Origin of the sequence: Acidiplasma sp. MBA-1 (assembly GCF_000949015.1) — an archaeon.
Taxonomy (GTDB): domain Archaea; phylum Thermoplasmatota; class Thermoplasmata; order Thermoplasmatales; family Thermoplasmataceae; genus Acidiplasma; species Acidiplasma aeolicum.
This window is the reverse complement of sequence record NZ_JYHS01000001.1, coordinates 586909-613068: the sequence shown is the minus strand read 5'-3', so window position 1 is coordinate 613068 and position 26160 is coordinate 586909. Positions and strand designations below refer to the sequence as shown.

The window sequence follows — 26160 nt, the reverse complement described above, 5'->3', positions numbered from 1 at the left end:
ACAATTGCATTCCATCTTATGGCCATGCCTAAAATTTTACAGATATGCCACGGGCAGATCATACCTGAATACATTAGTGCATATTCATTAAGATGCCATAACCTTCTTAAAAATTATGAAAATAGGCTTTTGGTTTCTGCTGGCGGGCCTGTGCTGGTTGATAAAAATATGGGTAATTCCAGGCAGTACAGGTCAGTTTTAATTATGATTATGTCCTATTTAAAGGGAAACCGGTCATTTGAAGTTTTTCTCTCCATGGGCAAATATTTACGTAAAAAATATGTCCATGAGGTTATAAAGGAAATTAAAAAAAGTGATATTATAATATTTGAGGGGCCCTGGCAGTATCAACTCTTCAGGCCATACATAAAAGATAAATTTATAATATACGATGCACACAACTATGAAACGGGGCTCAGATCTGGCAACCCCTATGAAAATTATGTCTCCAAAATAGAGCAGGAATTGTTGAAAAATGCGCATATGATATTATCACTTTCAGTAAATGATATAATGGAGTTCAAAAAAATTATAGATGAGTCCAAACTATTCTATATACCACTGCTAACTGAAAATAAAAATATAGAATGGAATGGTATGGAAACAAATAATATAGTATTTATCGGGTCCCTGTACCAGGCCAATATAGATGCTGTCAGGCATATTTTAGAAATGTCCGCAAAACTTCCTGAATTTAATTTTATTATAATAGGAAATGTAAAAAATTATAAATTTAAGGAGTCACAAAAAAATGTGAAATTCCTTGGAGTAATAGATGATGCCAAAAAGGATATGGTGTTAAGATCAGCATGCATGGCTGTTAATCCTGTGATCGAGGGCAGTGGAAGAAATTTAAAGGTCCTTGATTATCTTTCATATGGCATACCGGTGGTATCAACAAAAATTGGCTTAAGAAGCTATGAGGAATATAATACTGATAATAACATAATCATATGTGATATACAGGAATTTCCAGAAAAAATAAGATATTTATGTAAAAATAGAGAATTACTAAGGATACAGTCATTTAAAAGCCTTGAGATGTACAAAAAAATTATAAAGTCTGAGGGAAATATAAATACAGCTAAAATAATTTTAAATGAATATAAAAAATTAAATCATGATATTAATTGATCGTTCAATAAAAAATCCTCGAAATTATATTCATCCCTATTTTTATTTTTTATGGCCTGTAATTTTATTATTTCATTATCTAGAAATAATTTTATCTGTATTTTATTATTTTTATAATATAGAATTAATGGAAATTCCTCTGTGTATTTAAATTTAGCCCCAGGATAAATACCTAAAAGATGCCTGAAAGCCTCGTTGTATGCAAGCCTTACAATATCAGATTCTGGATTGTTTAATGTAAAACAGTTGTCTGATGTAAATATTTTAAAATAATTTCTATTTTCACCTGATTTAACTGTATATATTAATCCAGAATCTATTAAAGCGTTAAGGATTTGATTCAATTCATTTTTATTAAGTGCAAATCTATGCATTAATGATTGCATATTTAATTCCATTGCAGGGTTCTCAAGAAGGAATTTAGAGACATTAAAAAGCCTGTGCTTATTTATGCAGTACTTTATGGATAATCTGCCGATTATTTCATTGAGAAACATCATGGGATTTATGTCATCGTGAATATAAAAATCAATAAAACCGCCATGCCTTAGGTAATAGATTAAATCTTTTTTGAATCTTTCATTAACAGTTTTGTAATCCATTGGGGTATCAAAAACATCCAGGTGCCTTTCATGTAAATTGATTTTATTTTTTAAATCCAGAATTGTACAGCTATAACCTGAACGCAGTACGGATATGCCAGCTAGGGATGGTTTAACCATTATATGTTCTCCATCATGGACCTGCAAATAGGCTGGAATGCTGTGATTATACCTTCCAAATTCTGCTATGTAAACTTTTTCCTGAAATGCGGGCAAATTCTTTATTAGAAATTTTAAATCGGATTTATATGGAAAATCTTTATTAGATGCAGATTTAATTTGCACACATTTTATACCTTCAAGCATAGTTATTCTTTTATTATTTTATGGCTTATTAATTTTTCTGTAACATTAAGCCTGCTGTCGTATATCTTTTATATGTTAATATTAAAAATACATAAGGTTTAGCAGATTTTAATATATGTTTTGCATACATTATCGCTAAAAGTTATTGATATATTAATAAGGCATTGAAAGATAAGAATTACAGTAAAGAAAAATGTCCTATGAGATTCTAGGCATAATAACATTATTTTAGCCAAAAAAGAATTATTCAAAATACCTGTATTTTTTATACAATATTTATATATTTTTAGATTTTTATAAGTTTAAACCATCCATAATGAATGCCAAAAAGTAGGTACCCTAAATAAATACACAAAATATTATACACGGGCATGACCATAAACAGTATTAATACTGGAACCTGGTAAATAAAGTAAATAAAAAAATTTATTCTTCTTCCACATCTTTGAACGTGTGTGCCTCCTCATTTTCGTTTATTGTCTCATCCTCTATATATTCAAGAGATTTATCCTTTGTTTCTATTGCAAGTATGTAAAGTATTATACCTGCTATTACCGGCATTATTGTATCGAAAAGCACCGAATTAATCGGGCCCAAAAAGGCATATAGTGCAAAGGCACCAGCCGCTGTTGGGAACTCCCATAATTTGTCCCATCCCATTGATAATCCTCTGTTTCTTGTACCTCCAAGTTCGGCAGCAGGAACATATTGAAGGGTACCTATTGTTCCAACGTTAATAAAATAAAATATCGCAAACATTGACATTATAAGTGGAAGGGTGGCAAAATGAAGTGTAAATGCCACATACATTACTCCCATGGGTATGGAGCTTAATATAAACCCAGCGACGCCAATGTTTTTTCTTCCGATTTTATCTACTGTGATCATAACAATAAAGGTTCCTAAGAGTCCAAGGGCTGCACTTATAACAGAACCAAGTAATGATAAGGTGGATGTCGCGCCAAGATCACTAAGAAATTTTGGTTCATAAACAGAAACCAGGTTAATGGTCATTGAATAGGCTGTTCCAAGCCAGAATATGTAAATTAATGCCCTGGCATTTGGCCTTGAAAAGAATTTCTTTATATTATCCTTTATGGATGTCTCCTCGCCAAGGTCATTCTTATCGACGTTTACCTTTATTCCGTAATTATTGAGCCTCTTTTTAATACTTTTAACACGCTCTTCTTTTCCATTTTCCACTGCCCATCTTAAGCTTTCTGGCATTGATTTTCTCAGGAAGAATAATATAAATACTGGTATGGCAGCAGTTATAAATATGTATCTCCATGCAAGATAAACACCAACAAGTACTGTTAATGCAAGGCCCTCGCCTATTGCCAGTAAGGCTCCAAGTGTGAAAAAGAATTTTTGAAATGATAACTGCTTTCCACGATCTTTTATGGGTGAGTATTCAGATATTAACGGTAGGGCAGCAACATAGTCTATGCCTATAAAGAAACCCAGTAAAAGCCTGGAGAAAAAGAAGAATGTGCCTGAAAATGATATGGCACTGATCAGTGCAAATACGCCCATGCCTATTGTATCATATACAAACAGTGTTTTTCTGCCTATTTTATCAGAAAATATGCCACCTATCATTCCTCCGGCGCCAACACCTATCCAGTATGATGCAAGTATTAGTGAAGACATGATTGCTGATAGATGGAATAAAACTGCAATTGCCAGTAATGCCGTTGATGCACCAAATTCATTGAAACCATCTGTAAAAGGACCAACTGCAGCCAGTACTGAAAGTTTTTTCTGGAACTTATCCGTAACTCTATCATCCAAAAACTGGTAATCCATAAATATATAATAAATCATCATATAAAAAATTTATTAATTAATACTCAAAAAATTATATAATCTAGAGATATTATAGAAGTTAACTGAAATTATATTTAAAGATTTATTTAATTTTTTTATTTCAATATATCGTAAAATTTATATGAAAATCCTTAAAACTCACAATATATAATAATAAAATTTTAATTTAATTCATGGAATTATCCATGAATTTTTCTGTAGAAAAATATTTAATAAATATAAAAAAATATAAAATAATGAGGGCGGCAATACTGGAGTCCCAAAAAAATTTAAAAATCAGGGATATAAAGAACCCGGATTATGTACCGGATGGATATGTAAAGATAAGGGTAAAATCAGTGGGTATCTGTGGTTCTGATGTTCATTATTATTCCAGTGGAAGGATTGGTGATTTTATTTTAAAATCCCCAATGATACTTGGCCATGAAACTGGAGGAATAGCAGAATCTGATGGTGATAATATTAAACGTGGTGATGTTGTTGCCATAGAACCCGGAATACCATGCGGGAAATGCATTTATTGCAGATCTGGAAGATACAATCTATGTTCCGATATTAAATTCTTTGCCACACCTCCGGTTGATGGTTCAATGAGGGAATATATTGTTCATCCTGAGGGCTTTGTTTATAATGCTAAAGGGCTTTCAACCTCAGAGGCAAGCCTTGCAGAGCCAATGTCTGTTGGTGTTTACGCAGTAAGAAAGTCCCTTATAGGACCCGGTGATTCTGTACTCATTACAGGATCCGGTTCCGTTGGTATATTGACTGCATTTGTTGCGGAATCAAGTGGTGCCAGTGTAACATTAAGTGATGTGGATCCAAAAAAGATGGATTATGCCAGTAAATGTGGCTTTAATGCCTATTTGAATGATAAAATTAGGGACAAATTTGATGCTGTTTTTGAATGCAGTGGATTTGCCTCAGAATTTGCCCTTGAACATGTAAAAAGGGGCGGTGACATTTTTCTGATTGGAATGGGTAATGAAGATGGCCTAAACAATTTAAAAATAACATCAAATGAGATCACTGTTCATGGGATTTTTAGATACAGGAATACATTTGAAACTGCCATTAGCATAATAAAAAAATACCGTGAAAGGATGAAACCTCTTACAGAAAAACACATAGGCCTGGAACAGCTTCCTGATTACCTTGAAAACGGTGAGTATGCAAAATATATTAAAACTATAGTTGATTTATAGATTCATTAAATTTTTAAACCAGATTTATTAAATAAGTTTATATAAAAAAATATATTAAATTCATAAATGTCTTATCTCGGCATAGATGTGGGTACAAATGCAATAAAGGCAGTTATGATTGACAGTTCAGGAAACATAATTTTTGAAAAATCAATAGATTATAAGATTTATTTTAATAATTGTTATGCAGAGGAAAACCCATATGACTGGATAAACGGATTTAAAAAAATCATGGAATCACTGCCTGAAAGGCCAGAATCAATGGCCTTTACAGGCCAGATGCACACATTTGTAATAACAGACGACTACGAAAAGCCAGTGAGAAATGCCATTTTATGGTCAGATTTCCGAGGATATAAATACTCACAATTTCTTATCAAAAAATATGGGTTAAAAAATTTAATTAATGAAACTGGAAATTACCCACTCTCAAATTTCAGCCTGCTTAAACTTTTATGGATAAAATATAATGAAAAACAAAATTTTAAAAAGATGAAAAATGCATTTATAGCAAAGGATTTTGTTAAATATTATTTAACAGGGAAAAAATCCATAGATGTAACTGATGCATCAGGCACATATCTTTTAAATGTTAAAAAAAGATCATGGACCCGGATATTTGAACATTTAGACATATATCCAGAAATATTCGGGGATTTAAATGAATCATACGATACTGATTCATATTATGATGGAATAGAAATAAGGGCCGGTGCAGGTGATCAGGAGGCATCTGCCATAGGGATGGGGCTTGGACCAAATGACCTCGGTATAACACTTGGCACATCCGGTGTCGTTTTTAAGCTTTTAAAGGAATATAAAATTCCCAAAAATAATTCACTGCATTTATTCTGCCATGCACAAAAAAATAAATGGCATTTAATGGGTGTAACACAGTCAGGTGCATTATCATTAAAATGGATAAATAGCATTTTAAATTTAGGTTATAAGGAATCAGAGAAACTCGCCATGTCTTCAGACCCTGGAAGCAATGGCATTCTATTTTTTCCATACCTTAACGGTGAGAGATCACCATTTAATTCAAGCACCGTTCGTGCATCATTCTCCGGCATTAGTTCAGGCAGCAGCAGAAATGACATAATAAGGTCTGTAATGGAGGGCATAGCATTTAATTTAAAACATGTATATAAAGAGATGAATCAGGGGGCAGAAAAAATAGTAATATCCGGTGGTGGTGCAGAAAGCAAACTGCTGGTTCAAATAATATCAGATGTTTTCAATAAAACTGTTTATTTAGGCAATGTGAACAGCACAGCATACGGCGCTGCCCTAATATCAATGGGGCATGACGTTAAACAGGATTATCATGAAGTTTTTGAACCATCCCAAAATGCTGCATTGTACCAGGAACTATTTTTAAAATATTTAAGGTCTTCAAGCTTTATAAGAAAAATTTAGTTTAAATTCAATGAATTATTTATAAAAATATAATAAACACTTAAATATAAATTATGTATGTAAATTAGGTTACAATGAAAATATTTCTGGATTCAGCAAATATTGATGAAATAAATAATATAGCCCGTTACGGCATTCTGGATGGCATAACAACAAATCCGTCAATCTTATCTAAGGAAGTGGATGACAATAATGATACTGCGGGGATCATTAACAATATTATAAAACATGTTAATGGTGAGGTGCACATACAGGTAACATCAGATGAATACGACACCATTTTAAAACAGGCGATGAAAATACATTCTCTTGGACTTAATGTAATAGTTAAGATTCCAGTTACACAAAATGGGATGGCTGCAATGGCCTCATTAAGATCCAGGGGCATTAAAATTAACGCAACCACAATATTTACCCCTCTGCAGGCTTTGGCCGCAGCAAAAAATAATGCTGAATATTCAACTGTATATTTAAGCAGCATAGATGATTCAGGTAACAGTTCATATAAGGTTATTCAAACAATAAGAACCATGTTTAATAATTATAATATGAAAACAAAAATAATGGGGGCTGCAATTAAAAATCCAGTTCAGATTATCGAGTGCGGAATGGCAGGTGTTGACGCTGTTACAGCACCATATGGAGTATTAAAGCAGATGCTCGACCACCCGGAAACATTAATGAATGTTAACAGATTTATAAAGGACTGGAATTTAATACCCCAGAACAGTAAAACATTTTTTAACCAATGATTTGGATTCCAGCATTTTTAAAAGTATGAATGAAGTATATAAGATGTTTTTACTTTTTATAATAAAAAAACATTAAGTATTTTCATTATATTATAAAAATTATGGAAATAAATAATGTAAAAGTCTGCCCACATTGCAATATTGATATGCAATTAAAGAATGCTCCCTACCATCAAAATAATGAATATATAGGGGATTTTGAGGCGTATGTTTGCCCCAGCTGCCACAGGGTATATTACACATCCAAAGGATTTTCTGATATGGGAAGTGTATTAATGAGGAAAAAATAAATAAATTTAATTTTATGGTAAATGTTATTTATAGTTCTATTATATTTAAGTTATGGAACATTACGATGTAATTACAATAGGTGCTGGTGGGGCATGCTATCCTGCCGCCTTCAGGCTTGACCAGTCCGGTTACAGTGTGTTAATGGTCGACAAAAAGGGTGTCCTATCTGGAAACTGTCTTTCAGAGGGATGTGTCCCATCAAAAACAATCATTGAAAACGTGCACAATTACGCCAGAGTTAAAAAATTTTATAGCTTTAATATTGACTATGAAAAAATAATTGAAAGAAAGGATTCAGTTCAGAAAATAAGATATGCCAATCACGATCGTGAGATTAAAAATTCAGGAGTTACGCTTTTAAGGGGTGCAGCGTCCATTGTTGACGAACATACAGTAAAGGTTAATGCTGATGGCGTGGAAAAGCTTTACAGTGCAGACTATATAATAATAGGCACTGGAACAGATACATTTGTTCCAGACATACCAGGAAAGGAATATGCATATGTAAGTGGTGATATATTCAGAATAAATCCAAGTTTTAGAAAAATTCCCGATTCTGTTGTTATAATAGGTGGCGGATACATTGGCCTTGAAACAGCATCATTTTTATCAATCCTTGGTTCCAGGGTAAAACTGGTTGAGGTAAAGGACAGAATTCTTATAGATATGGATAAGGAAATTATTGATAAGCTCTATCCCCTGCTGCCGGAGATGGATGTTTATTTTAATAATGAGGTTAAATCAATAGAAAAGGTCAATGAAAGGTATAAGGTTAATTTGTTACAGGATAATGGTAACAGGGAGAGCATTTATGCTGATGCGGTAATAATGGCAACAGGTCGTGAACCTGTTTTCCCGGATGGACTTGATAAAATTGGAATAGTATATGATAGACATGGCATAAAGGTAAATTCTGGAATGCAGACGAATATAAAAAATATTTATGCCACAGGGGATGTGAATGGCATTACACCGTTATTCCATGCGGCAAAACGCCAGAGCCTGGTTGCGGCCCATAATATAATGTCTGATGGAAAATTAACTGATTACTATGACCCATTAAGTGTGCCGTATACATTATATACCATACCACAGATGTCCTATGTTGGCATTACACCTGAATATGCCATAAGAAATAATATTGAATACACAGAGGTTAAATATGATCTGAAGGAGGATACACTTGCCGAGGCCTTTGATGAAATGTACGGAGAAATAACATTGCTTGTTGACAAACGTATGAAAATTATAGGTGGTTATGCAATAGGAAACGATGCAGGGAACGTCATTAATGAAATAGCACTTGCAGTTAAAAATGGCCTTACAGCAAGGGATTTTGCAGAGATGGCACACCAGCACCCAATGACGTTTGAGGGGCTTGATACCGCTGCGAGAAAACTATTTTAAAGACATAACTTTTTATAAATTCTTTTAATTTCATTTAACGGTATGCCTATCCATGATGGCCTGTTTTTAATTTCATATAATAGTTCATATGAGGCTTTTTGAAGCAAAAAGAGGTCAATGGAGTTAAATAAATACTCTGGCATAATACCGATACTGCACATCACATTTTTATATGCATTTAGGAATTTTACTGAAACATTATCTAATATATCATTTATATCATCGGGCCTGATGCATGATGATGAATAAATAAGGTAGCTCAATGATCTGAGCATGCCCGCAACATCTCTCAGGGGTATCTGCCTTACGGATCTTTCTGAAAGTTTTCTAAGGGGTTCTCCCTCAAAATCAATAACATAGTACTTTTCTGAATATATTATCTGGCCCAGATGATAATCACCATGTATCCTTATCTTATATATACCGGTGTAATCGAGACTTTTTATCATAATATTTAATTTATTTTTTAAACTTTCTATAATGCTATCTTCTATAAGTCCAGATTCTCTCAGATTATTAATTGTTTCTTCCATAACAGAATAAAAATCATCCATGGTGGCCAGAACCGGAATAAAATCCTCCTCACCTGAATAAAAAAGTACCCTGTGCATCCTTCCTGTTAATGTTCCAAGGTCACCTGCCATTCCAGTTAAAAAACCTTTTATTTTTTTCTCCAGTTCACTGTAATCTGAGGCCTCACTGCATATAGATGATATTTTTTTATTTGAATATGACCATAAATCTATTGAATTATAAATATATTCTGATATATTTATTAAGTAAATATTCCCGGAACGTGATGTGTAAACGGCATATCCCATGGGTGCAGGCACATTATCAAATCCATTTTTTATCAATACAACAGACATTCTTATATCAGGGTTCTCACCATACTGAAGAAATCTGTAATTTTTGCAGATTATATTTCCCATGATGAATGAACTGTTACTCTGTTCTGCCTTTATTGTCGCAAAATTGTTAGAATTGTTAAAATTGAAAAACTGTGTTTTTATGAATCCTAAAATGCCATTTTTTCCCTTTAATTCAGTTTCAGACATGAATAGCCTTAAAATGGCATCTGCATAATCTTTGGAATAAAATGCATCATAAATTTTATTGTTATCCTGGCAGGAAATTAAAATTTCTCCGGAGCCTATGCTAACAGGGAAATAATAAAGATAACTGCCCATATTTGTCTGGAATTTTAATATCAAAAGTAGAAAATTATCAACATTAAATGAATCATAAACACTTACACCTGTAATTTCATCATTTTTATTTGAAAACCACCTCCGTGATTTTATGTAATTTATTACCTCATTATTTAAGATTGATTCAGGATTGATCATAATCATCCACCAGGTCAAATGAATCGTCGCGTTCGGGCACTATTAAATTAAACCAGAAAAATGACCTTGGGGTCATTGTGATGAAATAATTTAGGTCACCTATTCTTGGAAATGCTGCCTTTGTTATGGCCTCTATTGGCTTCAATCCTGCATATTCATGCAAATCTAGTTCAACATAGGTTGGACTTCTGGAGAGGTTAAAAAGGCATAGCATTCTCTGGTTTTCATATTCCCTTATATAAACAAGAACCCTTTTGTTTTTCTGATTTATAAATTTGATTGACCCCCTGCCAAGAAGTTCCTTGTAATCCTTTCTTATATTGATTATTTTGATCATCCATTTTAATAACGATGAATTCAGCCGCATCTCGGCCTCAACATTTACGCTCTCATAATTATAATTTGGATTTGTAATGACGGGTGAGTAAAGTTCCTCGGAATCTGCGGTTGAGAATCCAGCATTTCTATCATATGACCACTGCATGGGCGTCCTTACACCGTTTCTGTCACCCAAATAAATATTATCACCCATGCCTATCTCATCACCGTAATATATAATTGGCGTTCCAGGCAGTGAGAATATTAATGCATTAAGGAGTTCTATTGTATTTATATCATTATCCACAAGGGGTGCAAGCCTGCGCCTGATTCCAAGATTAAGCCTCATTTTTGGCAGCTTGGCATATTCCCTGAACATTATATCCCTTTCGGCATCAGTAACCATTTCGAGTGTGAGCTCATCATGGTTCCTTAAAAACGTGCACCAGTCGCAGTTATCTGGAACCGGAAGCGTCTGGTTTATAATATCCTCTATCGGATAATAATCCCTTTTTGCAAGTGCAATAAAAATTCTTGGCATCAATGGAAAATTAAATGCCATATGGAATTCATCCCCATTGCCAAAATATGCCCTTGCATCCGTTGGCCACTGATTCGCCTCGGCCAAAAGTATTGTTCCAGGATATTCACTATCCATCATTTTTCTTATTTCCTTGAAGAAATTATGTGTTTCTGGAAGGTTTTCACAGTTGGTACCCTCACGCTTGAAAAGATTTGGCACGGCATCCGCCCTGAAGCCATCCAGGCCAAGGTTCAGCCAGTACCTGATAATTTTTTTTACCTCCTCCCTTACCTCGGGATTATCATAATTAAGATCTGGCTGTGATGAATAAAATCTGTGGAAATAGTACTGTCCCGATTCCTGGTCATATGCCCAGTTGGATTTTTCAGTGTCTATGAATATTATTCTGGCCTCCTTGAATTTATCAGGAGTATCACTCCATATAAACCAGTTTCTTTTTGGGCTGTCCCTGCTTTTTCTGGCCTCCACAAACCATGGATGCTGGTCTGATACATGGTTTAAAACCAGATCGGCTATTACCCTTATATTCATTGAGTGCGCTGTTTCTATAAACTGTTTAAAATCATCTATGGTACCGTATTCTGGTAGGATTGAATAGTAATCTGATATATCATAACCATCATCCTTAAGGGGCGATTTATAGAAGGGTAAAAGCCACAAAGCGTCAACACCAAGGTTTTTAAGGTAACCAAGTTTCATTGTGAGCCCCCTAAAATCGCCAATTCCATCACCGTTGGAATCATAAAATGATTTTACAGGGACCTCATAGAATATGGCATCCCTGTACCATAGTTTATTGCCGTCATCTAGCATTTTATCACCATTATATGTGCCTGCCTTTTTCCAGGAATAAGCCGGACATAATTATATTCGCCATTCCACTTATATTTATTGTTATTTAGGACATCAACTGCATCATAAATATAATTATTAATTTTAAGCGTCCCCAATGGAACCCTTACATAACCAGACTGTACATTATCAGTATCCATATTTAGTATCACAAGAACTATATTTTTAAAATCCTGAGAATATCGTGCATACGCCAGTATGGAATTATTCGTTGTTTCACAGAAATATATATTACCATGTGTTTTTAACGCAGGATTTTCCTCCCTTATTATATTAAGCTTTGAAATTATATCTTTGATATTACCAGGAGAATCAAAATCTCTATGTTTTATTTCATATTTTTCAGAATTTAAATATTCTTCAGTATCCCCCAGATGATCATTTTCACATAATTCAAATCCTGAGTAAATGCCCCATAATGGCGATAGCGTTGATGCCAGAACCGCCCTTATGATAAATTCATTTCTTCCCTTCCATAGATCCTTTCCAAGAATATCCGGTGTATTGGTAAACAGCATTGGCCTGAAAAAGTAATTTAATGGTTCTGAATTTAATTCAGAAAAATAGGATGTAATTTCTTCAGGCGTAACGCGCCATGTAAAATATGTGTATGACATTGTAAATCCACGCTTTGAAAGCTCAAACATTAGGTTCTCCTTTGTAAATGCCTCGGCAAGAAAAACAACATCCGGATACCTTGACTTAATCTCATTTAAAAGCCATTCCCAGAAATCCAGTGGTTTTGTGTGCGGGTTATCTATTCTGAAAATTCTTATGCCATGGTTTATCCAGTATATAATAATATTTCTCATCTCATTCCATAGTGCCTTTTTATTTTTTATTTCAAAATTTAAAGGATAAATATCATAATATTTTTTTGGCGGATTTTCTGCATATCTTATGGAACCATCAAGCCTGTGGTAAAACCATTCAGGATGATCATGAACATAGGGATGATCAGGCGAACACTGAAATGCAATGTCCATGGCTATTTTAATGCCGAGTTTTTCGGCCGATTTTACCAGGTCTTCAAAATCGTCCATGGTACCAAGCTCGGGATTAATTGAATAATGGCCCCCTGAGGAATTGCCTATTGCCCATGGGCTTCCAGGGTCACCAGGTGATGCAGTTCTGGAACCGTTTTTTCCACGCCTGTTTGTTATCCCAATTGGATGTATTGGCGTTAAATATATTACATTAAAATTCATGGATTTTACATAGCCTAAATGATTAATTAAATCCCTAAGCGTTCCTGATCTGCCATTATTTCCAAGAGACCTTGGAAAGAGCTCATACCATGAGGCATAGCCACCATAAACTGGATCAGATATGAGCCCGAGATTTTTGCAGTAACTAGTTTTTTCAGGTTTTTTCTGATATTTTTTGACTATGGCAGAAAAATTTTGATCCTTAAGCATCTCTATTTTTTTATCCACATTTAATTTTTTAAATTCATTTATGCTTGACCTTAAAAATTTTTTATCATCCCCCCTTGAATTATTATAAGAATATCTTATAATTTCCATGATAACTTTTAGGTCCTCCTCCACATTTTCCCCTGCATTATACCATGATTGTATATCCTTCAGGAGGCTGCCGTATGAATCCTTCCATGCCTCAATTGTATATTCATAGAAACCAATGCCATCCGTTTTAAATTTTGCGGTAAATATATCATTTGGATTTGAGTCCATTGGGATTATATTCCACCTTCTCTTACCCTTTTTCCTGTATTTTAGCACAGCATATACAAGGTCATGCCCGCTCTTAAAAATCTCTGCACTCACATAAAAATCCTGTCCTTCTATTGTTTTTGCCGGATACCTTCCACAATTGATTTCAGGCCTTACATTCTCTATTGCAATTGGAGCCGTCATAACGCATCATTCCTCAGATAAATGGCTGATAATGGTGGCAAATTTATCTCTATTGAATATTTTCTCCCATGCATTGAATAATTGCATGATTCTATATTTTTATTTATATGATTTGAACCGCCGTACCTTGATGAATCGCTATTAAAAATTTCTGTATATGTTCCAGGACTGTCAACACCTATTGCATAATTTTCCCTTTCAACAGGTGTAAAATTAAATATGCATACTATATTTCCCCTCATAAAACTGATCACGGTATTATTTACATCATTAAAATCTATCCATGAAAAGTTTTCATCTATATGGAGGTCGTCATATTCTTTATATAAACTGTTGAGGTCATTAATAAGGTTTAATAAACCCTCCTCAGATTTTCCAATGGCATTCCACTGAAGCTGTGAATTTGAATCCCATTCATTCTTCTGTGCAAATTCATTTCCCATGAATAGTAATTTTTTGCCCGGATATGCAAACATATAAGACATAAACAATCTAATATTGGATATTTTTAGGTTATAATCACCGGGCATCTTCTGATAAAGTGAACCTTTGCCATAAACAACCTCATCGTGTGATATTGGCAATATAAACCTCTCACTGTATGCATACATTACTGTAAAGGTTAATTTCCCAATGTTATATTTCCTGTAAAGAGGGTCTGTATGAAAAAAATCCAGTGTATCATGCATCCATCCCATATTCCATTTGTAATCAAAGCCAATGCCAGACCTTGACGTTATTCCCTTATATGTGCTTGATTCCTCGGCAACTGTTATGACCCCATGATACTTTTCATGCACCGTTGAATTAAGCTCTGTTAATAGTGATACAGCCTCAAGGTTTATGTTTCCACCGTATATATTTGGAATCCATTCCCCTGGTTTTCTGGAGAAATCCAGATATATCATTGATGTTACCGCATCAACCCTGATGCCATCTATATGAAATTCATCAATCCAGTACATAATTGCAGAGATTAAAAATGACCTGACCTCATTTTTGCCAAAATCAAATATATTTGTTCCCCAGTCCGGGGTTCTTCCCTTTCTGGGATCTGCGTAATCATACAGGTGTGTGCCATCAAACATGTATAATCCATAATCATCATCCGGAAAATGTGCCGCAACAAAGTCAAGTATTACCCCAATGCCATTCCTGTGCAGTTCATTTATAAGGTATTTTAAATCCTCCGGCCTGCCGTATCTTGATGTGGGTGCATAATAATTCACGGCCTGGTATCCCCAGGATATATCCAGCGGGTATTCAGTTAATGGCATAAATTCCACATAATTAAATCCGGTTTTTTTAAGATATTCAATCAGCATTGGTGCTATTTCCCTGTAACTGTAATATTTATCGCCATTTTTCCTCCAGGAACCAAGGTGCATTTCATAAATTGATACGGGATCATTGTATCCCAAAATATTTCTTTTATTTATCCATTCGCTGTCATTCCAGTTAAAATCATGGCCGATTACTATTGAGGATGTTCTTGGTCTTTTTTCAGTATAAAATGCATATGGGTCTGTTTTCATTTTAATCCCAAAACTGCTTGTATTTATTGCATATTTATAAACCTCATTTTCTGAAATACCTGGTATAAAAATAGACCATATGCCTGAGTCATTTATGTTAATCATTGGATGCATTCCGGGAGTCCAGTGGTTGAAATTTCCAACAACTGAAACTGAAAGGGCGGAGGGTGCCCAAACAGTGAAATTGCAGCCAGAAACCCCATCAATTTCAATTAAATGTGAACCAAAGGTCTTATATGATTCAAAAAGTTTGCCCTCCTTAAAAAGGTAAATATCATAATCAGATACTGCAGGCCTGAAGTTATATGGATCGTAATACTTATGCTCATAACCTGAACTGTCAGTATATGAAATCATATACTTATTAATCTTATCATTAAAATTGGCCTGAAATATTTTATTATCGGTCTCAATCATTTTATATTTTTTATCATTAATAATTACGTAGGCATTAACAGCTATTGGTAGATATGCCCTTATAACATAACTTCCATTCTCAAAGTGCATGCCAAGATGTTTTTCCGGATGGTTACATTTGACATTTTTCAGGCACTCATATATCCCAGACATGATAATTTAATATAATTATTTTATATATTAATTTAACCTGAGATATTTTTATGAATATTTTAAATGATAAATTTATATTAATTATACCGTAAATCAGTCCAGAATGGATTCAATTATCTTTTTTTCTGCATTTCTTATGTGGAATAAAACCGTTGGCTTTGAGAGTCCGTATTCATCTGCTATGTTTTGCAGGCTGTATGTTCTTGGCCATTCATAATATCCATTCTGAAGTGCTTCCTTTATAAGTTTTCTCTCCAGTGCGGTTATTTTTAATGTGTGAACCATGGAATATATCTTTTTTGAAATATCAAGGATGCCATCCCCTGATTTTAGATTTACGTAATCGTATTCTATTATTTTATTATGCGATTTTGATATTGAATTAAATATGCCTTCAATAGAATTTTTATCATATGTAACTATAAAATAATGTTCAAGACCTGTGAAAGAAAAAAAGGGGAAAATTGGCATGGCATCATTTTCAGCAATTGCATTCATGATGCCATGGCCCCTTTTATTCCCACTGAATGCTATAAAATTCTTTCCAGCAGTGAATTTAATTTTATTAAAATCTTTATGATATTTTTCCTTAAAATCATCATTTACTGCAAAGTATCCGAAAATAGAATTAAAATATTTACCTGTCTTTCCCACATAGGATAGTATTATTTTTGAATCATTATTATATGTTGATTCAGAAAGGCTGCAGCTGCTTTTAGTCTTTACATTTATTAAATACATGTTTGTTTAAGTATTTAATAATATTTAAAGTATGTGCATGGCTTAAATAAGATATATAATAATTTTAATAAAAATAATGTTCATTTAATATTTAATTTTTAGATAACATTATCCCTGCACTCATCATTTACAGGTATTATATCCATATTTTTTGTATAATTTATTACACAAATAAATTCTAAATCCTCACTGCCATTATTTATTAATTCATGTTTAAATCTGGAATCTATAAAAATAAAATCTCCAGATTTTAATTCCATTGAATCATTGTTAACGCAGGCAATGCACTTTCCCCTTATTATGTATAAACTTTCGTAATAATCATGGTAATGCATCTGTATTATACCATTTGGTTTTATAATAAATCTTCTCATGGCATAAGATTTTTCCTGCCTGTCCGTGATAAGCCACTGTATGTATGCATCCCTTGAATTGCCTATTTTGACCTCAGAGCTTTTAACATCGTTTATATTTCCCCTATAATATCCATCCATATTATTATAATAAAATATTCGTATAAAATGTTATTTTATTAAATATTCTAAATAATATGAGGAAATGTTTTTAATAAGTTAAACACTTTAAGTTTATGCAGCTTCTGCAGGGTGTTAAGGAGGCAATAATATCTGACAATATTAATCATAATATAACAAAAATACTGGAGGATAGCATAAAAAAGAAAACTTTTGATGTTCCGGATTATTTATATGTAACAGACCTGATAAATCCAGTCAATTCATATTATTCAAGAAAATACAAGGAAATCGAAATTAGCAATGACATATATTTAAGAATGAAGCTTGGTGAGGAATACCATTTCATGGCCAGGGGCTGGTTCGAGCAGATGGATGGTTTTTCGGGTTATGAAATACCAGTGAACGGCTCCCATCTTAATTTAAATGTTGTTGGCAGAATTGATTTTATGATAAATAATTCAGTTATTGAATTTAAGCTTAAAAGCAGGGAAAACATAGAAATTGAAGACCTTTATAAAGATTATTTATCCGACCTTGAGCAGCTGTTATTTTACTCAGTTTTAAATAAAAATTACAGTGACATAAACTATCTTGTTTTTTACTCGTCTGGAAATTTTTATGCCTATAAAATTCATATTAAAAACAGGGATAATATAATAAATGAGATGGTTTACAGAATTGATTTAATAAAGCGTGGCCTGTATAATGATGATATTTCAAATTTTCCAAGATGCACTTATTTTACGCATGGATGCCCTTTTCAGGAAAATAATGTCTGCAATTGCAGTAAATTAAAATTAAAGGATGATAAATGGATAATTAATTCAATTAATATATCAGAGGATGGGGAACTTGAGAATAGTTTAAATAATTATTCCATTGAGAATACAAGGCTGGATATAAGGAACATCGATTTAATATATCCAAGGAGATATTACCATAGGATAAGAAATGACAGGGAGATACAGGCAGAGAATAGATTAAAATCAACATTTAATTATGATAAGAATAATATAAAATTTTTTATGATGGATGCCATAGAAACATCTGCACTTGCAATATCCTCACAGGAATATGCATTAAAAAATTCGGTAAATACACTTGGGCTATCAGGTTATGAAAAATATTTGATAAAAAACATTTACGATGAAACCTCAATTGTGCCATATATTCTAAAGATAAATAATTCTGTTTATACAAGCAATATACCTGATACATACTATTCAGAGCTTGCTGTAATATGCGCAAAAAGGAATATAAATTCTGGATTAATAATTATTGTCTACCCAAAACTTAACAATTCGGTAATTGTGCATGAGATCATATTTAATAATGAAAAACTTATAAATTTATGCCTTACTAAAATTGAGGATATAAAATCAGCTGTTAAAAATTCATATCCTTATAAACTTGACATGTGCCCGCAATTTACCATAAACTCGTGTAATATAGAAAACTGCAGCTGTAAAATGGAAATATACAAAAATTTAAAAAATAGCTAAATTTTTAATTTTTTTCTCAAAAATTACGGTAAATGTTTATATGTTTAAAGGTAAAGTTTTAATAATAATTGTATATATATTTTTATGATTATGAGGGATTCTGAAAAAACTGGCGATTATAATAAGATTGCCATGGAAATATCCAGAAAATATAAGGGGAAAATAAGAATACTGCCCAAGGTTCCAATAAACAGCCTTGACGATTTTTCTTCCCTTTATACACCAGGTATAGCGGAGGTATCCAGGCAGATTAAGAATAATGATGATCTGGTTTATGAATTAACAGGCAAATGGAATTCGGTTGCCATACTAACAGATGGCACCAGGGTATTAGGCCTGGGAAATGTTGGAACCCACGCATCCATACCTGTTATGGAGGGGAAGGCCCTGCTTTTTAATTACCTGGGAGGTGTAAATGCTGTACCAATACCGTTAAATGTTAAAAATAATGATGAGTTTATAACGGCTGCAAGGGCCATTGAGCCTTATTTTGGCGGCTATAATTTAGAGGATATAGAATCACCAAGATGCTTCTTTCTGCTGGAAAATCTTCAGAAGCAGATGGATATACCTGTATGGCACGATGACCAGCTGGGAACAGCATCAATAACACTTGCAGGAATTATTAATTCATTAAGGCTTGTTAATAAGAAAAAGGAGGATGTTAGGATTGTATTTAATGGTGCAGGTGCGGCCAACATTGCGGCAATATATCTATTCGAGGCCGCAGGGTTTAAAAAGGAAAATATGGTTGTTATAGACTCCCATGGAATTCTGGAGCCGGAACGTGAGGATATAGATTCATTAATGTTAAAAAATCCCTGGAAATACCACATTGCGCTTGAAACAAATAGGGAAAGAATCAGGGGGAATACAGATAATGCATTCAGGGGTGCTGATATTATAATATCAGCTTCAAAATCCGAGCCTGGCACAATAAAAGCAGACTGGATAAAATCCATGAATAGGGATCCAATTGTTTTTGCCCTTGCCAACCCCCTGCCAGAGATATGGCCACAGGATGCAATAAATGCCGGCGCCAGAATAGTTGCAACAGGCAGAAGCGATTTTCCAAACCAGATAAACAACAGCCTTGTTTTTCCGGGTGTCTTCAGGGGTGTTCTGGATGCACGGTCTAAGGGTGTTAATTTTAGGGTCATGGTTGCAGCATCTCAGGCAATTGCCGATTATGTAAGTGACATATCATATGATAAAATAGTTCCAACAATGGATGACCTTAATTTATTCCCGGAGGTTGCGGCAACAGTTGCAAGGAAAACTGTGGATGAGGGCCTTGCAAGGAAAACTGATTCCCGTGAGGGATTTTTAAAAACTGCAACAGAAATAATCGGTTCAAACAGAAAAATCTATAAAAAGCTGTTTAATGAAAAGGACGGTGAGTAAATGGATTATAAGATCAGGGAAATGACAGATAATGATATAGATCAGGCAATGGACTTGCTGTTAAGACTCAAGAGATTAAATTCAGAATTTGATTATGCATTAAGGGTGTCATCAAATAATGAGCAGGAGATCAGGGAAAAATTAAAAAAAATAGTTAATGACCGTGATAATCATATTTCACTGGTTATAGAATCAAATAAAAAGATTGTTGGAATTTTGATTTCTGATATAATATTCAGAATATATTATGACCCAAAATATGAGGCCAGAATAAGGGAAATTTATGTGCTTCCAGAATTCCGTTCAAAGGGCATTGGCAAGGAGTTTATCGATAAATTTACAGATGTTGTCAATGACCGTGGAATTAACATGGTAACTGCGGAATTTCCATCCCTCAACACAATGGCCATTAATTTTTATAAAAACCTTGGTTTCAGGGAATTAATAAAAATATATTCAAAAATACAATAATGCAAATTATAAATAATCAAACAAATTTTCATTAATTTATTTTTTTCCCTGTAATATTAATCCCGCATTTTGTCCCAAAAACTCCAATAGTCTTATAATATATTTTTATAAAAACTATTGTTTTTATTCTTTCCATTTGATACAATTCGATTTTCCTGATGCAGTGCTGGTATTGAGAGTAATTGTGACAAATTGTTTCAATGTTTTTATAATACTATTTTTATTTTAATTGAGAGATACAAATATCAAAAATCAAAACGGCGGATTTTTATTACATGCATAAAATACTTTGTATTAATTGATTAAATATTTTATTTTATGATATAATAAAATAAAAAATGATTGTATACAGAAATATGTTATTCATAATATTATTAAAAATATCTTATAACATAAAATCTTATATATAATTATATTACATAAATTAAATATGAGGATAGGAATAACCACCGATGAAAATAACAATTTAATAAAGCTGGAGGATTCCAGATATTTTTTAATTTTTGATGATGAAACAAAAAAGGAGGAAAGATACGACTCACCTGCATATAAAATAACGCCAAAGGGACAAGCACGAGATGTTGGAATGGATGAATTGTTAAAATATAAACCTGAGATGATGGTAATAACATCAGATTCATTATGCAAATGCACATATGCAACGTCACTACTGGCCAAGGTTAGATATATATTAATAGATGAAAAAATGAATGCAAAGGACATAGAAAACAGAATAAATGAATTTAAGAATAAAGCCCTTGACGTGCTAGAGCCAGAGTTATATAACAGATAAAAATTTATTTATCATTAAATATTAAATCCAATATTATATTAAAAAATTTATTTAATCTGTTCTGATATATACTTGAGTATATTTCCAGATTTTATGTAATTTAATTCTGCATCAGTATATATCAGTGCCTTTCCATGAATTTCATTACTGTTTATTCTTATGGTTAAATCCTGATTTTTATTTATATTTTCAATGCCATCTATGCTTATTAGCTCATCACCCTTTAGTTCAGGCATTTTATCGATCTGGACTGGTATTACTCCCATGTCCACAAGATTGTTTCTGTGTATTCTTTCAAAGCTCTCGGCAATTACTGCCTTTATGCCAAGCAATGCTGTAACCTTTGCTGCCCAGTCTCTGGAGCTTCCTGATCCGTACTGTTTTCCTGCAAATATGACCAGCGGAACATTTTCACTTTTATACTTCATTGCAGCATCATAGAAAGACATTTCCTCGCCTGATGGGTAAAATATTGTGTACCCACCGGTTTTATCAACCATTAGATTCCTTATTTTTGGATTTGAGAAGCCACCGCGCATCATTACCTCATGATTACCGCGCCTTGCACCGAATGTATTCATTTCAGACACACCAAGCGAGGAAAGGTATTTACCTGCAACAGAGTCCTTTGCTATTGGCCCTGCTGGTGAGATGTGATCTGTTGTAATCTTATCACCAAATATTGCAAATATTCTGGCATTTTTTATGTTTTTTACAGGATCAAGATAAAGCCATGGTGGCTCCCTAATATATGTTGAGGAATCATCAAATGTAAATAATGTGCTTTTTGACGATTTTAATGAATTCCAGTTTGCGTCACCCTCGAAAACCTCGGCATATTCCTTTCTGTATGCCTCGGGATCCATTGCCAGATAAAAGTATTTTTTAATCTCCTCACTGGATGGCCATACATCCCTTAGGTAAACCGGTCTGTCGCCATCAAAACCTATGGGCTCATTTTCAAAATCTATGTCAACCCTGCCTGCTATGGCAAAGGCAACCACAAGAACAGGGGATGCGAGAAAGGCCCCTGCTATGTATGGGTTAATCCTGCCCTCAAAGTTTCTGTTTCCGCTTAAAACTGCATATGTTTTTATATTATTTTTTAAGATATCTTTCTGTACCTCAGGTATGAGAGGCCCGCTGTTGCCTATGCATGTTGTGCAGCCATATCCAACTATATCAAAGCCTACTTTATTTAAATAGTCAAGAAGGCCTGCGGCCTTAAGGTAATCTGTAACAACCCTTGAACCTGGAGCCAGGCTTGTTTTTACATAATCCTTTGATGTTAAATGGTGTTCATATGCCTTTTTGGCAAGTATGCCGGCGCCAAGCATAACTGTGGGATCGGATGTATTTGTACAGCTGGTTATTGCAGCAATCACAACAGACCCATCATTAACAACATCACCATGGTTGTTTTCTATTAGACCCTTTACTGTACCTCTAAGATCCTTTAATTCAACAAGCTCATCCGGGTTTTTTGGACCTGCCACAGAACTTTTTATTTCTGAGAGATCAATATCTATAACCCTATTATACCTCTTCGGACCATTATAAAATAATCCCTGCGCCTTAAAATAGGCCTCAACTGAATCAGCATCCCTGTTTGTTGCCCTTATATACTGAAGTGTTTCATTATCCACAGGGAAATAACCGATGGTTGCACCGTATTCCGGGGCCATGTTTGCAATTGTTGCCCGGTCCTGTGCGGTGAGTTCATTAATATTTCCAAAAAATTCAACAAATTTATTAACAACGTTCTCAGACCTTAGCCTTTTGGTTATATAAAGCACGGTATCTGTTGGCGTTACCCCGGCATTTAATTTTCCCTTTAAGTTTACACCTATTACCTCTGGAACAGTCATAAAATATGGCTCATTAAGCATGGATGCCTCGGCCTCAAGACCACCGACGCCCCAGCCAAGCACACCGATACCTCCTATCATTGTTGTATGTGAATCTGCACCTATAAGGCTTTCAGGGAATATTGTGCCGTCCTTTTTGACAGCAAGTGAGGAAAAATATTCAAGATTTATTTGATGTATTATGCCATGGCCTGGCGGGACTATTCTAACATTTTCAAATGATTCCTTTGCCCATTTAAGAAAATTATATCTTTCTATGTTTCTTTCAAATTCGTCCTTCATGTTAATTATTATCGGCTCTGTATCCTTAAATGTATCAACAATTACTGAATGATCGATAACCATATCTGACTGCACTGCCGGATTTAATTTTTCAGGGCTTACATTTTTACTGTTCAAATATGACCTCATTGCTGCAAGGTCTAAAAGTATTGGTATTCCGGTATAATCCTGAAACACAACCCTGGATGGTTTGAACGCAATTTCTGATCCTGTTTTCATTGATGCGGTATTATCAATAGATTTTTCATTTATATCAATTCCATCAAAATTTCTCATCATATTCTCAAGTAAAATTTTAAAGGAGTATGGAAGGCTGTCAACATCGTACTTTTCATTGAGCTGCGCGAGAGGGTAATACCTGTATTCATTTCCGTTTATTTTTATTGTATCAGTTTTAAATTCCATATCTCAATATATGTATATTAAATTTTAACTTTATTATTGGATGATTACTGCCTTAATTAAATCCAACTTAAAATTCAATGTATTTTGTATATCATAGAAAAATATATAAGATAATAAAATTTATTGAAACAAGGGATTTTAATGGATAAAATAATTTTTACCGGCGAAAAATGGCGGGTTCCAGACAATCCAGTTATACTTTATACGGATGGTGATGGCATTGGCCCTGAAATCATGGATGCAACCAGAAAGGTCGTTGATGCTGCGGTTAAGAAGGCTTACAAAAATAAAAAAATAGCATGGAGGGAGGTCCTGGTGGGCGATAAGGCCCTGAATCTAAAGGGCGATAGGTTTCCTGAGGAATCCATAAAGGATATAATGGAATACAGGATATTACTGAAGGCCCCACTTGGAACCCCTGTGGGCACAGGTTTCAAGTCCATAAATGTAAGAATACGGCAGATGCTAGATTTATATTCAAACATAAGGCCGGTAAAGTATGTGAATGGCCTTCAGAGTCCGCTTGAGCACCCAGAAAATGTTAATTTAACAATTTTCAGGGAGAATACAGATGACCTGTACATGGGTTATGAGTGGAAATATGATAGCAGGGAGGCACAGGAAATAAAGGCATTTTTTAAGGAAAAATTGGGCATAGATCTTGGTGATGATACTGGCATAGGGCTGAAGCCAATGAATAAATATAAAACACAGAGAATAACAAGGGCGGCAATTAAATTTGCAATATCAGAAAATAAGAAAAAGGTCACAATTATGCACAAGGGCAATGTAATGAAGTATACAGAAGGTGCATTTAGGGAATGGGCATATGAAACCGCATTAAATGAATTTTCTGATTATGTTTCACAGGATGGCAGTAAAAAAATACTTATAAATGACATAATAGCAGATAATATGTTCCAGCAAATTATAACAAGACCCGGGGAATATGATGTTATTCTTGCTCCAAATATTGATGGTGACTATATATCTGATGCCGCCGGGGCACTTATTGGAAATATAGGCACACTGGGGGGCGCCAATGTTGGTGACGATGGTGCCATGTTCGAGGCAGTGCATGGAACAGCCCCAAAGTATGCAGGTAAAAATATAGCAGACCCACTTGGGCTCATAAGGGGTGCCCAGCTTATGCTGAAATATATGGGCTGGACAGAGGCAGAGGATATAATTGAAAGGGCTGTAAACAAGGCAATAGAGGAAAAAACTGTAACTGCAGACCTTGCAAAATTCTTTAATGTGAATCCACTTGGAACAGCAGAATATGGTCAGAGGCTTGTTGAAAACATAAATTCATTTTAAAAATTATTTTGTATATATTTTATTAATTCATCATTCAATTTTATATCAGCATATTTTATATTCTGCATTACATGTTCAGGATTTGATGCACGCGGAATTGGAAAAACATTATCACTTATGCTTGTAAGGTACGAAAGGGCTATGCTTGTACTGGGTACATCCCCAATTTTTGACCTTATATAATTAAATTTTTCCTCAAGATTCTTATTCCTTGCTGTTTTACCATGGGCTATGGGAAAATACGCCATTAATGCAATATTATTCTTCTTTAAATAATCTAAAATATTATTCTCAACGTTTCTGTGCAATATATTATAATTAAGCTGCACGGCGCATAAATTGTATTTTTTAAGATTTTCCACAGTGTATTTAATAAGCTTAAAACTAAAATTGCTTACACCTATATTTCTTATTAATCCAGCCTCTGTTAATTCCTCCATTTTTTTTAATGTTTTCTTAAGATCAACCGCATAGTTTGGAAAATGTATTATGTATAAATCCACATAATCCATATTTAAATTTTTTAGGCTTCTTTTCAGTGCCCTTTCAAGGGATTTTGGTGATAAATGTGTTGGAAGCACCTTTGTTGATATAAATATTTCATCACGCTTGAAATTTTTTACCGCCTCGGATACAATACCCTCTGTATGATAAAATTCAGCAGTGTCTATTAAATTAATTCCATTTTCCAGACCAGTTTTAATGGCATTAATCTTTGTTTTCTTATTTGAATATATCCCGGCATATGTTTTAAAGATCCACCGCATATCATAATATGTTCCCATTCCTATTGCCGATGCTTTAAAGCCTGATGTGCCAAAGTCTCTGTAAATCATGTAATAAAATGCATTATATCCTTAAAAATATTTTTAACCATACTTTTAGCCTGAAAAATAATATTAAATATGGT

The 26160-nt window shown here is 33.9% G+C and carries 21 protein-coding genes; 11 read left to right on the top strand and 10 right to left on the bottom strand.

The genetic code is table 11. The features are described from left to right. Window positions 1-18 precede the first annotated feature (18 nt). Window positions 19-1134 carry a glycosyltransferase gene (locus TZ01_RS03055; RefSeq protein ID WP_048101293.1) on the top strand — a complete coding sequence of 372 codons (1116 nt, stop codon included), beginning with the start codon at window positions 19-21 and terminating at the stop codon, window positions 1132-1134. On the opposite strand, the gene TZ01_RS03050 is transcribed toward TZ01_RS03055, so the two are convergent. Both TZ01_RS03050 and TZ01_RS03045 read right to left on the bottom strand, forming a co-directional pair. After that, window positions 1119-2021 carry a hypothetical protein gene (locus tag TZ01_RS03050; RefSeq protein ID WP_156150289.1) on the bottom strand — a complete coding sequence of 301 codons (903 nt, stop codon included), beginning with the start codon at window positions 2019-2021 and terminating at the stop codon, window positions 1119-1121. The two genes, TZ01_RS03055 and TZ01_RS03050, sit on opposite strands and share 16 nt — an antisense overlap. 447 nt (window positions 2022-2468) lie before the next feature. Then, complete coding sequence (locus TZ01_RS03045) at window positions 2469-3851, bottom strand: MFS transporter (protein WP_048101383.1); 1383 nt, start codon at window positions 3849-3851, stop codon at window positions 2469-2471. Window positions 3852-4057: 206 nt separating this feature from the next. Here TZ01_RS03045 and TZ01_RS03040 point away from each other — a divergent pair, with 206 nt between their 5' ends. From TZ01_RS03040 to TZ01_RS03020, 5 genes are all read left to right on the top strand, one after another. Then, window positions 4058-5074 carry an alcohol dehydrogenase catalytic domain-containing protein gene (locus tag TZ01_RS03040; RefSeq protein WP_169749781.1) on the top strand — a complete coding sequence of 339 codons (1017 nt, stop codon included), beginning with the start codon at window positions 4058-4060 and terminating at the stop codon, window positions 5072-5074. A 66-nt stretch (window positions 5075-5140) separates the two neighbouring features. Next, on the top strand, window positions 5141-6493 hold the full coding sequence (locus TZ01_RS03035) for a xylulokinase (protein WP_052656710.1): 1353 nt from the start codon (window positions 5141-5143) through the stop codon (window positions 6491-6493). Between the two features lie 74 nt (window positions 6494-6567). Then, on the top strand, window positions 6568-7245 hold the full coding sequence (locus tag TZ01_RS03030; RefSeq protein WP_048101291.1) for a transaldolase family protein: 678 nt from the start codon (window positions 6568-6570) through the stop codon (window positions 7243-7245). 101 nt (window positions 7246-7346) lie between these two features. Next, window positions 7347-7535, top strand: a complete 189-nt coding sequence (locus TZ01_RS03025; RefSeq protein ID WP_048101290.1) for a hypothetical protein — start codon at window positions 7347-7349, stop codon at window positions 7533-7535. A gap of 52 nt (window positions 7536-7587) precedes the next feature. Beyond that, window positions 7588-8943, top strand: coding sequence for a dihydrolipoyl dehydrogenase (locus TZ01_RS03020; RefSeq protein ID WP_048101289.1), 1356 nt, complete (start codon window positions 7588-7590; stop codon window positions 8941-8943). Here TZ01_RS03020 and TZ01_RS03015 read toward each other — a convergent pair. The 6 genes from TZ01_RS03015 to TZ01_RS02990 all read right to left on the bottom strand — a co-directional run bounded on the left by TZ01_RS03015 (window position 8940) and on the right by TZ01_RS02990 (window position 17223). Beyond that, on the bottom strand, window positions 8940-10292 hold the full coding sequence (locus TZ01_RS03015) for a hypothetical protein (protein ID WP_156150288.1): 1353 nt from the start codon (window positions 10290-10292) through the stop codon (window positions 8940-8942). The genes TZ01_RS03020 and TZ01_RS03015 overlap by 4 nt on opposite strands. Continuing rightward, window positions 10279-11967 carry a maltose alpha-D-glucosyltransferase gene (treS, locus tag TZ01_RS03010; protein ID WP_048101287.1) on the bottom strand — a complete coding sequence of 563 codons (1689 nt, stop codon included), beginning with the start codon at window positions 11965-11967 and terminating at the stop codon, window positions 10279-10281. The genes TZ01_RS03015 and treS overlap by 14 nt, the downstream gene beginning before the upstream one ends. Beyond that, a complete protein-coding gene (locus tag TZ01_RS03005) occupies window positions 11961-13883 on the bottom strand; it encodes an alpha-1,4-glucan--maltose-1-phosphate maltosyltransferase (RefSeq protein ID WP_048101286.1) in 1923 nt (640 codons plus the stop codon). Before TZ01_RS03005 ends, treS begins: the two co-directional genes overlap by 7 nt. Further along, complete coding sequence (glgB, locus tag TZ01_RS03000; RefSeq protein WP_048101285.1) at window positions 13880-15988, bottom strand: 1,4-alpha-glucan branching protein GlgB; 2109 nt, start codon at window positions 15986-15988, stop codon at window positions 13880-13882. The genes TZ01_RS03005 and glgB overlap by 4 nt, the downstream gene beginning before the upstream one ends. A 93-nt stretch (window positions 15989-16081) precedes the next feature. Then, the gene (locus TZ01_RS02995; RefSeq protein WP_048101284.1) at window positions 16082-16729 is read right to left on the bottom strand and encodes a helix-turn-helix domain-containing protein; all 648 of its coding nucleotides are present in this window, start codon (window positions 16727-16729) and stop codon (window positions 16082-16084) included. Window positions 16730-16827: 98 nt separating this feature from the next. Then, the gene (locus TZ01_RS02990) at window positions 16828-17223 is read right to left on the bottom strand and encodes a cupin domain-containing protein (RefSeq protein WP_048101283.1); all 396 of its coding nucleotides are present in this window, start codon (window positions 17221-17223) and stop codon (window positions 16828-16830) included. A 95-nt stretch (window positions 17224-17318) separates the two neighbouring features. Here TZ01_RS02990 and TZ01_RS02985 point away from each other — a divergent pair, with 95 nt between their 5' ends. The 4 genes from TZ01_RS02985 to TZ01_RS02970 all read left to right on the top strand — a co-directional run bounded on the left by TZ01_RS02985 (window position 17319) and on the right by TZ01_RS02970 (window position 21375). Then, a complete protein-coding gene (locus TZ01_RS02985) occupies window positions 17319-18707 on the top strand; it encodes a hypothetical protein (RefSeq protein ID WP_048101282.1) in 1389 nt (462 codons plus the stop codon). An 84-nt stretch (window positions 18708-18791) separates the two neighbouring features. Next, window positions 18792-20111: an NADP-dependent malic enzyme gene (locus TZ01_RS02980; protein WP_048101281.1), complete on the top strand. Its 1320-nt coding sequence runs from the start codon at window positions 18792-18794 to the stop codon at window positions 20109-20111. After that, window positions 20112-20582, top strand: coding sequence for a GNAT family N-acetyltransferase (locus TZ01_RS02975; RefSeq protein WP_048101280.1), 471 nt, complete (start codon window positions 20112-20114; stop codon window positions 20580-20582). 430 nt (window positions 20583-21012) lie between these two features. Continuing rightward, complete coding sequence (locus TZ01_RS02970) at window positions 21013-21375, top strand: hypothetical protein (protein ID WP_048101279.1); 363 nt, start codon at window positions 21013-21015, stop codon at window positions 21373-21375. 47 nt (window positions 21376-21422) lie between these two features. Here TZ01_RS02970 and acnA read toward each other — a convergent pair whose 3' ends face one another. Continuing rightward, the gene (gene acnA / locus TZ01_RS02965; RefSeq protein WP_048101278.1) at window positions 21423-23930 is read right to left on the bottom strand and encodes an aconitate hydratase AcnA; all 2508 of its coding nucleotides are present in this window, start codon (window positions 23928-23930) and stop codon (window positions 21423-21425) included. Window positions 23931-24071: 141 nt separating this feature from the next. Between acnA and TZ01_RS02960 the strand changes: the two genes are divergently transcribed. Further along, on the top strand, window positions 24072-25250 hold the full coding sequence (locus TZ01_RS02960) for an NADP-dependent isocitrate dehydrogenase (RefSeq protein WP_048101277.1): 1179 nt from the start codon (window positions 24072-24074) through the stop codon (window positions 25248-25250). Here the strand turns inward: TZ01_RS02960 and TZ01_RS02955 are convergent. Further along, window positions 25247-26086, bottom strand: a complete 840-nt coding sequence (locus TZ01_RS02955) for an aldo/keto reductase (RefSeq protein ID WP_048101276.1) — start codon at window positions 26084-26086, stop codon at window positions 25247-25249. The genes TZ01_RS02960 and TZ01_RS02955 overlap by 4 nt on opposite strands. Window positions 26087-26160: the final 74 nt, after the last annotated feature.

Excerpts from the sequence above, each read along its gene's own strand:
- TZ01_RS03055 (WP_048101293.1), top strand. The coding sequence starts at position 19 with ATGGCCATGCCTAAAATTTTACAGATATGCCACGGGCAGATCATACCT.
- TZ01_RS03045 (WP_048101383.1), bottom strand. The coding sequence starts at position 3,851 with ATGGATTACCAGTTTTTGGATGATAGAGTTACGGATAAGTTCCAGAAA.
- TZ01_RS03040 (WP_169749781.1), top strand. The coding sequence starts at position 4,058 with ATGAATTTTTCTGTAGAAAAATATTTAATAAATATAAAAAAATATAAA.
- TZ01_RS03035 (WP_052656710.1), top strand. The coding sequence starts at position 5,141 with ATGTCTTATCTCGGCATAGATGTGGGTACAAATGCAATAAAGGCAGTT.
- TZ01_RS03030 (WP_048101291.1), top strand. The coding sequence starts at position 6,568 with ATGAAAATATTTCTGGATTCAGCAAATATTGATGAAATAAATAATATA.
- TZ01_RS03025 (WP_048101290.1), top strand. The coding sequence starts at position 7,347 with ATGGAAATAAATAATGTAAAAGTCTGCCCACATTGCAATATTGATATG.
- TZ01_RS03020 (WP_048101289.1), top strand. The coding sequence starts at position 7,588 with ATGGAACATTACGATGTAATTACAATAGGTGCTGGTGGGGCATGCTAT.
- TZ01_RS03015 (WP_156150288.1), bottom strand. The coding sequence starts at position 10,292 with ATGATCAATCCTGAATCAATCTTAAATAATGAGGTAATAAATTACATA.
- treS (WP_048101287.1), bottom strand. The coding sequence starts at position 11,967 with ATGCTAGATGACGGCAATAAACTATGGTACAGGGATGCCATATTCTAT.
- TZ01_RS03005 (WP_048101286.1), bottom strand. The coding sequence starts at position 13,883 with ATGACGGCTCCAATTGCAATAGAGAATGTAAGGCCTGAAATCAATTGT.
- glgB (WP_048101285.1), bottom strand. The coding sequence starts at position 15,988 with ATGTCTGGGATATATGAGTGCCTGAAAAATGTCAAATGTAACCATCCG.
- TZ01_RS02995 (WP_048101284.1), bottom strand. The coding sequence starts at position 16,729 with ATGTATTTAATAAATGTAAAGACTAAAAGCAGCTGCAGCCTTTCTGAA.
- TZ01_RS02990 (WP_048101283.1), bottom strand. The coding sequence starts at position 17,223 with ATGGATGGATATTATAGGGGAAATATAAACGATGTTAAAAGCTCTGAG.
- TZ01_RS02985 (WP_048101282.1), top strand. The coding sequence starts at position 17,319 with ATGCAGCTTCTGCAGGGTGTTAAGGAGGCAATAATATCTGACAATATT.
- TZ01_RS02980 (WP_048101281.1), top strand. The coding sequence starts at position 18,792 with ATGATTATGAGGGATTCTGAAAAAACTGGCGATTATAATAAGATTGCC.
- TZ01_RS02975 (WP_048101280.1), top strand. The coding sequence starts at position 20,112 with ATGGATTATAAGATCAGGGAAATGACAGATAATGATATAGATCAGGCA.
- TZ01_RS02970 (WP_048101279.1), top strand. The coding sequence starts at position 21,013 with ATGAGGATAGGAATAACCACCGATGAAAATAACAATTTAATAAAGCTG.
- acnA (WP_048101278.1), bottom strand. The coding sequence starts at position 23,930 with ATGGAATTTAAAACTGATACAATAAAAATAAACGGAAATGAATACAGG.
- TZ01_RS02960 (WP_048101277.1), top strand. The coding sequence starts at position 24,072 with ATGGATAAAATAATTTTTACCGGCGAAAAATGGCGGGTTCCAGACAAT.
- TZ01_RS02955 (WP_048101276.1), bottom strand. The coding sequence starts at position 26,086 with ATGATTTACAGAGACTTTGGCACATCAGGCTTTAAAGCATCGGCAATA.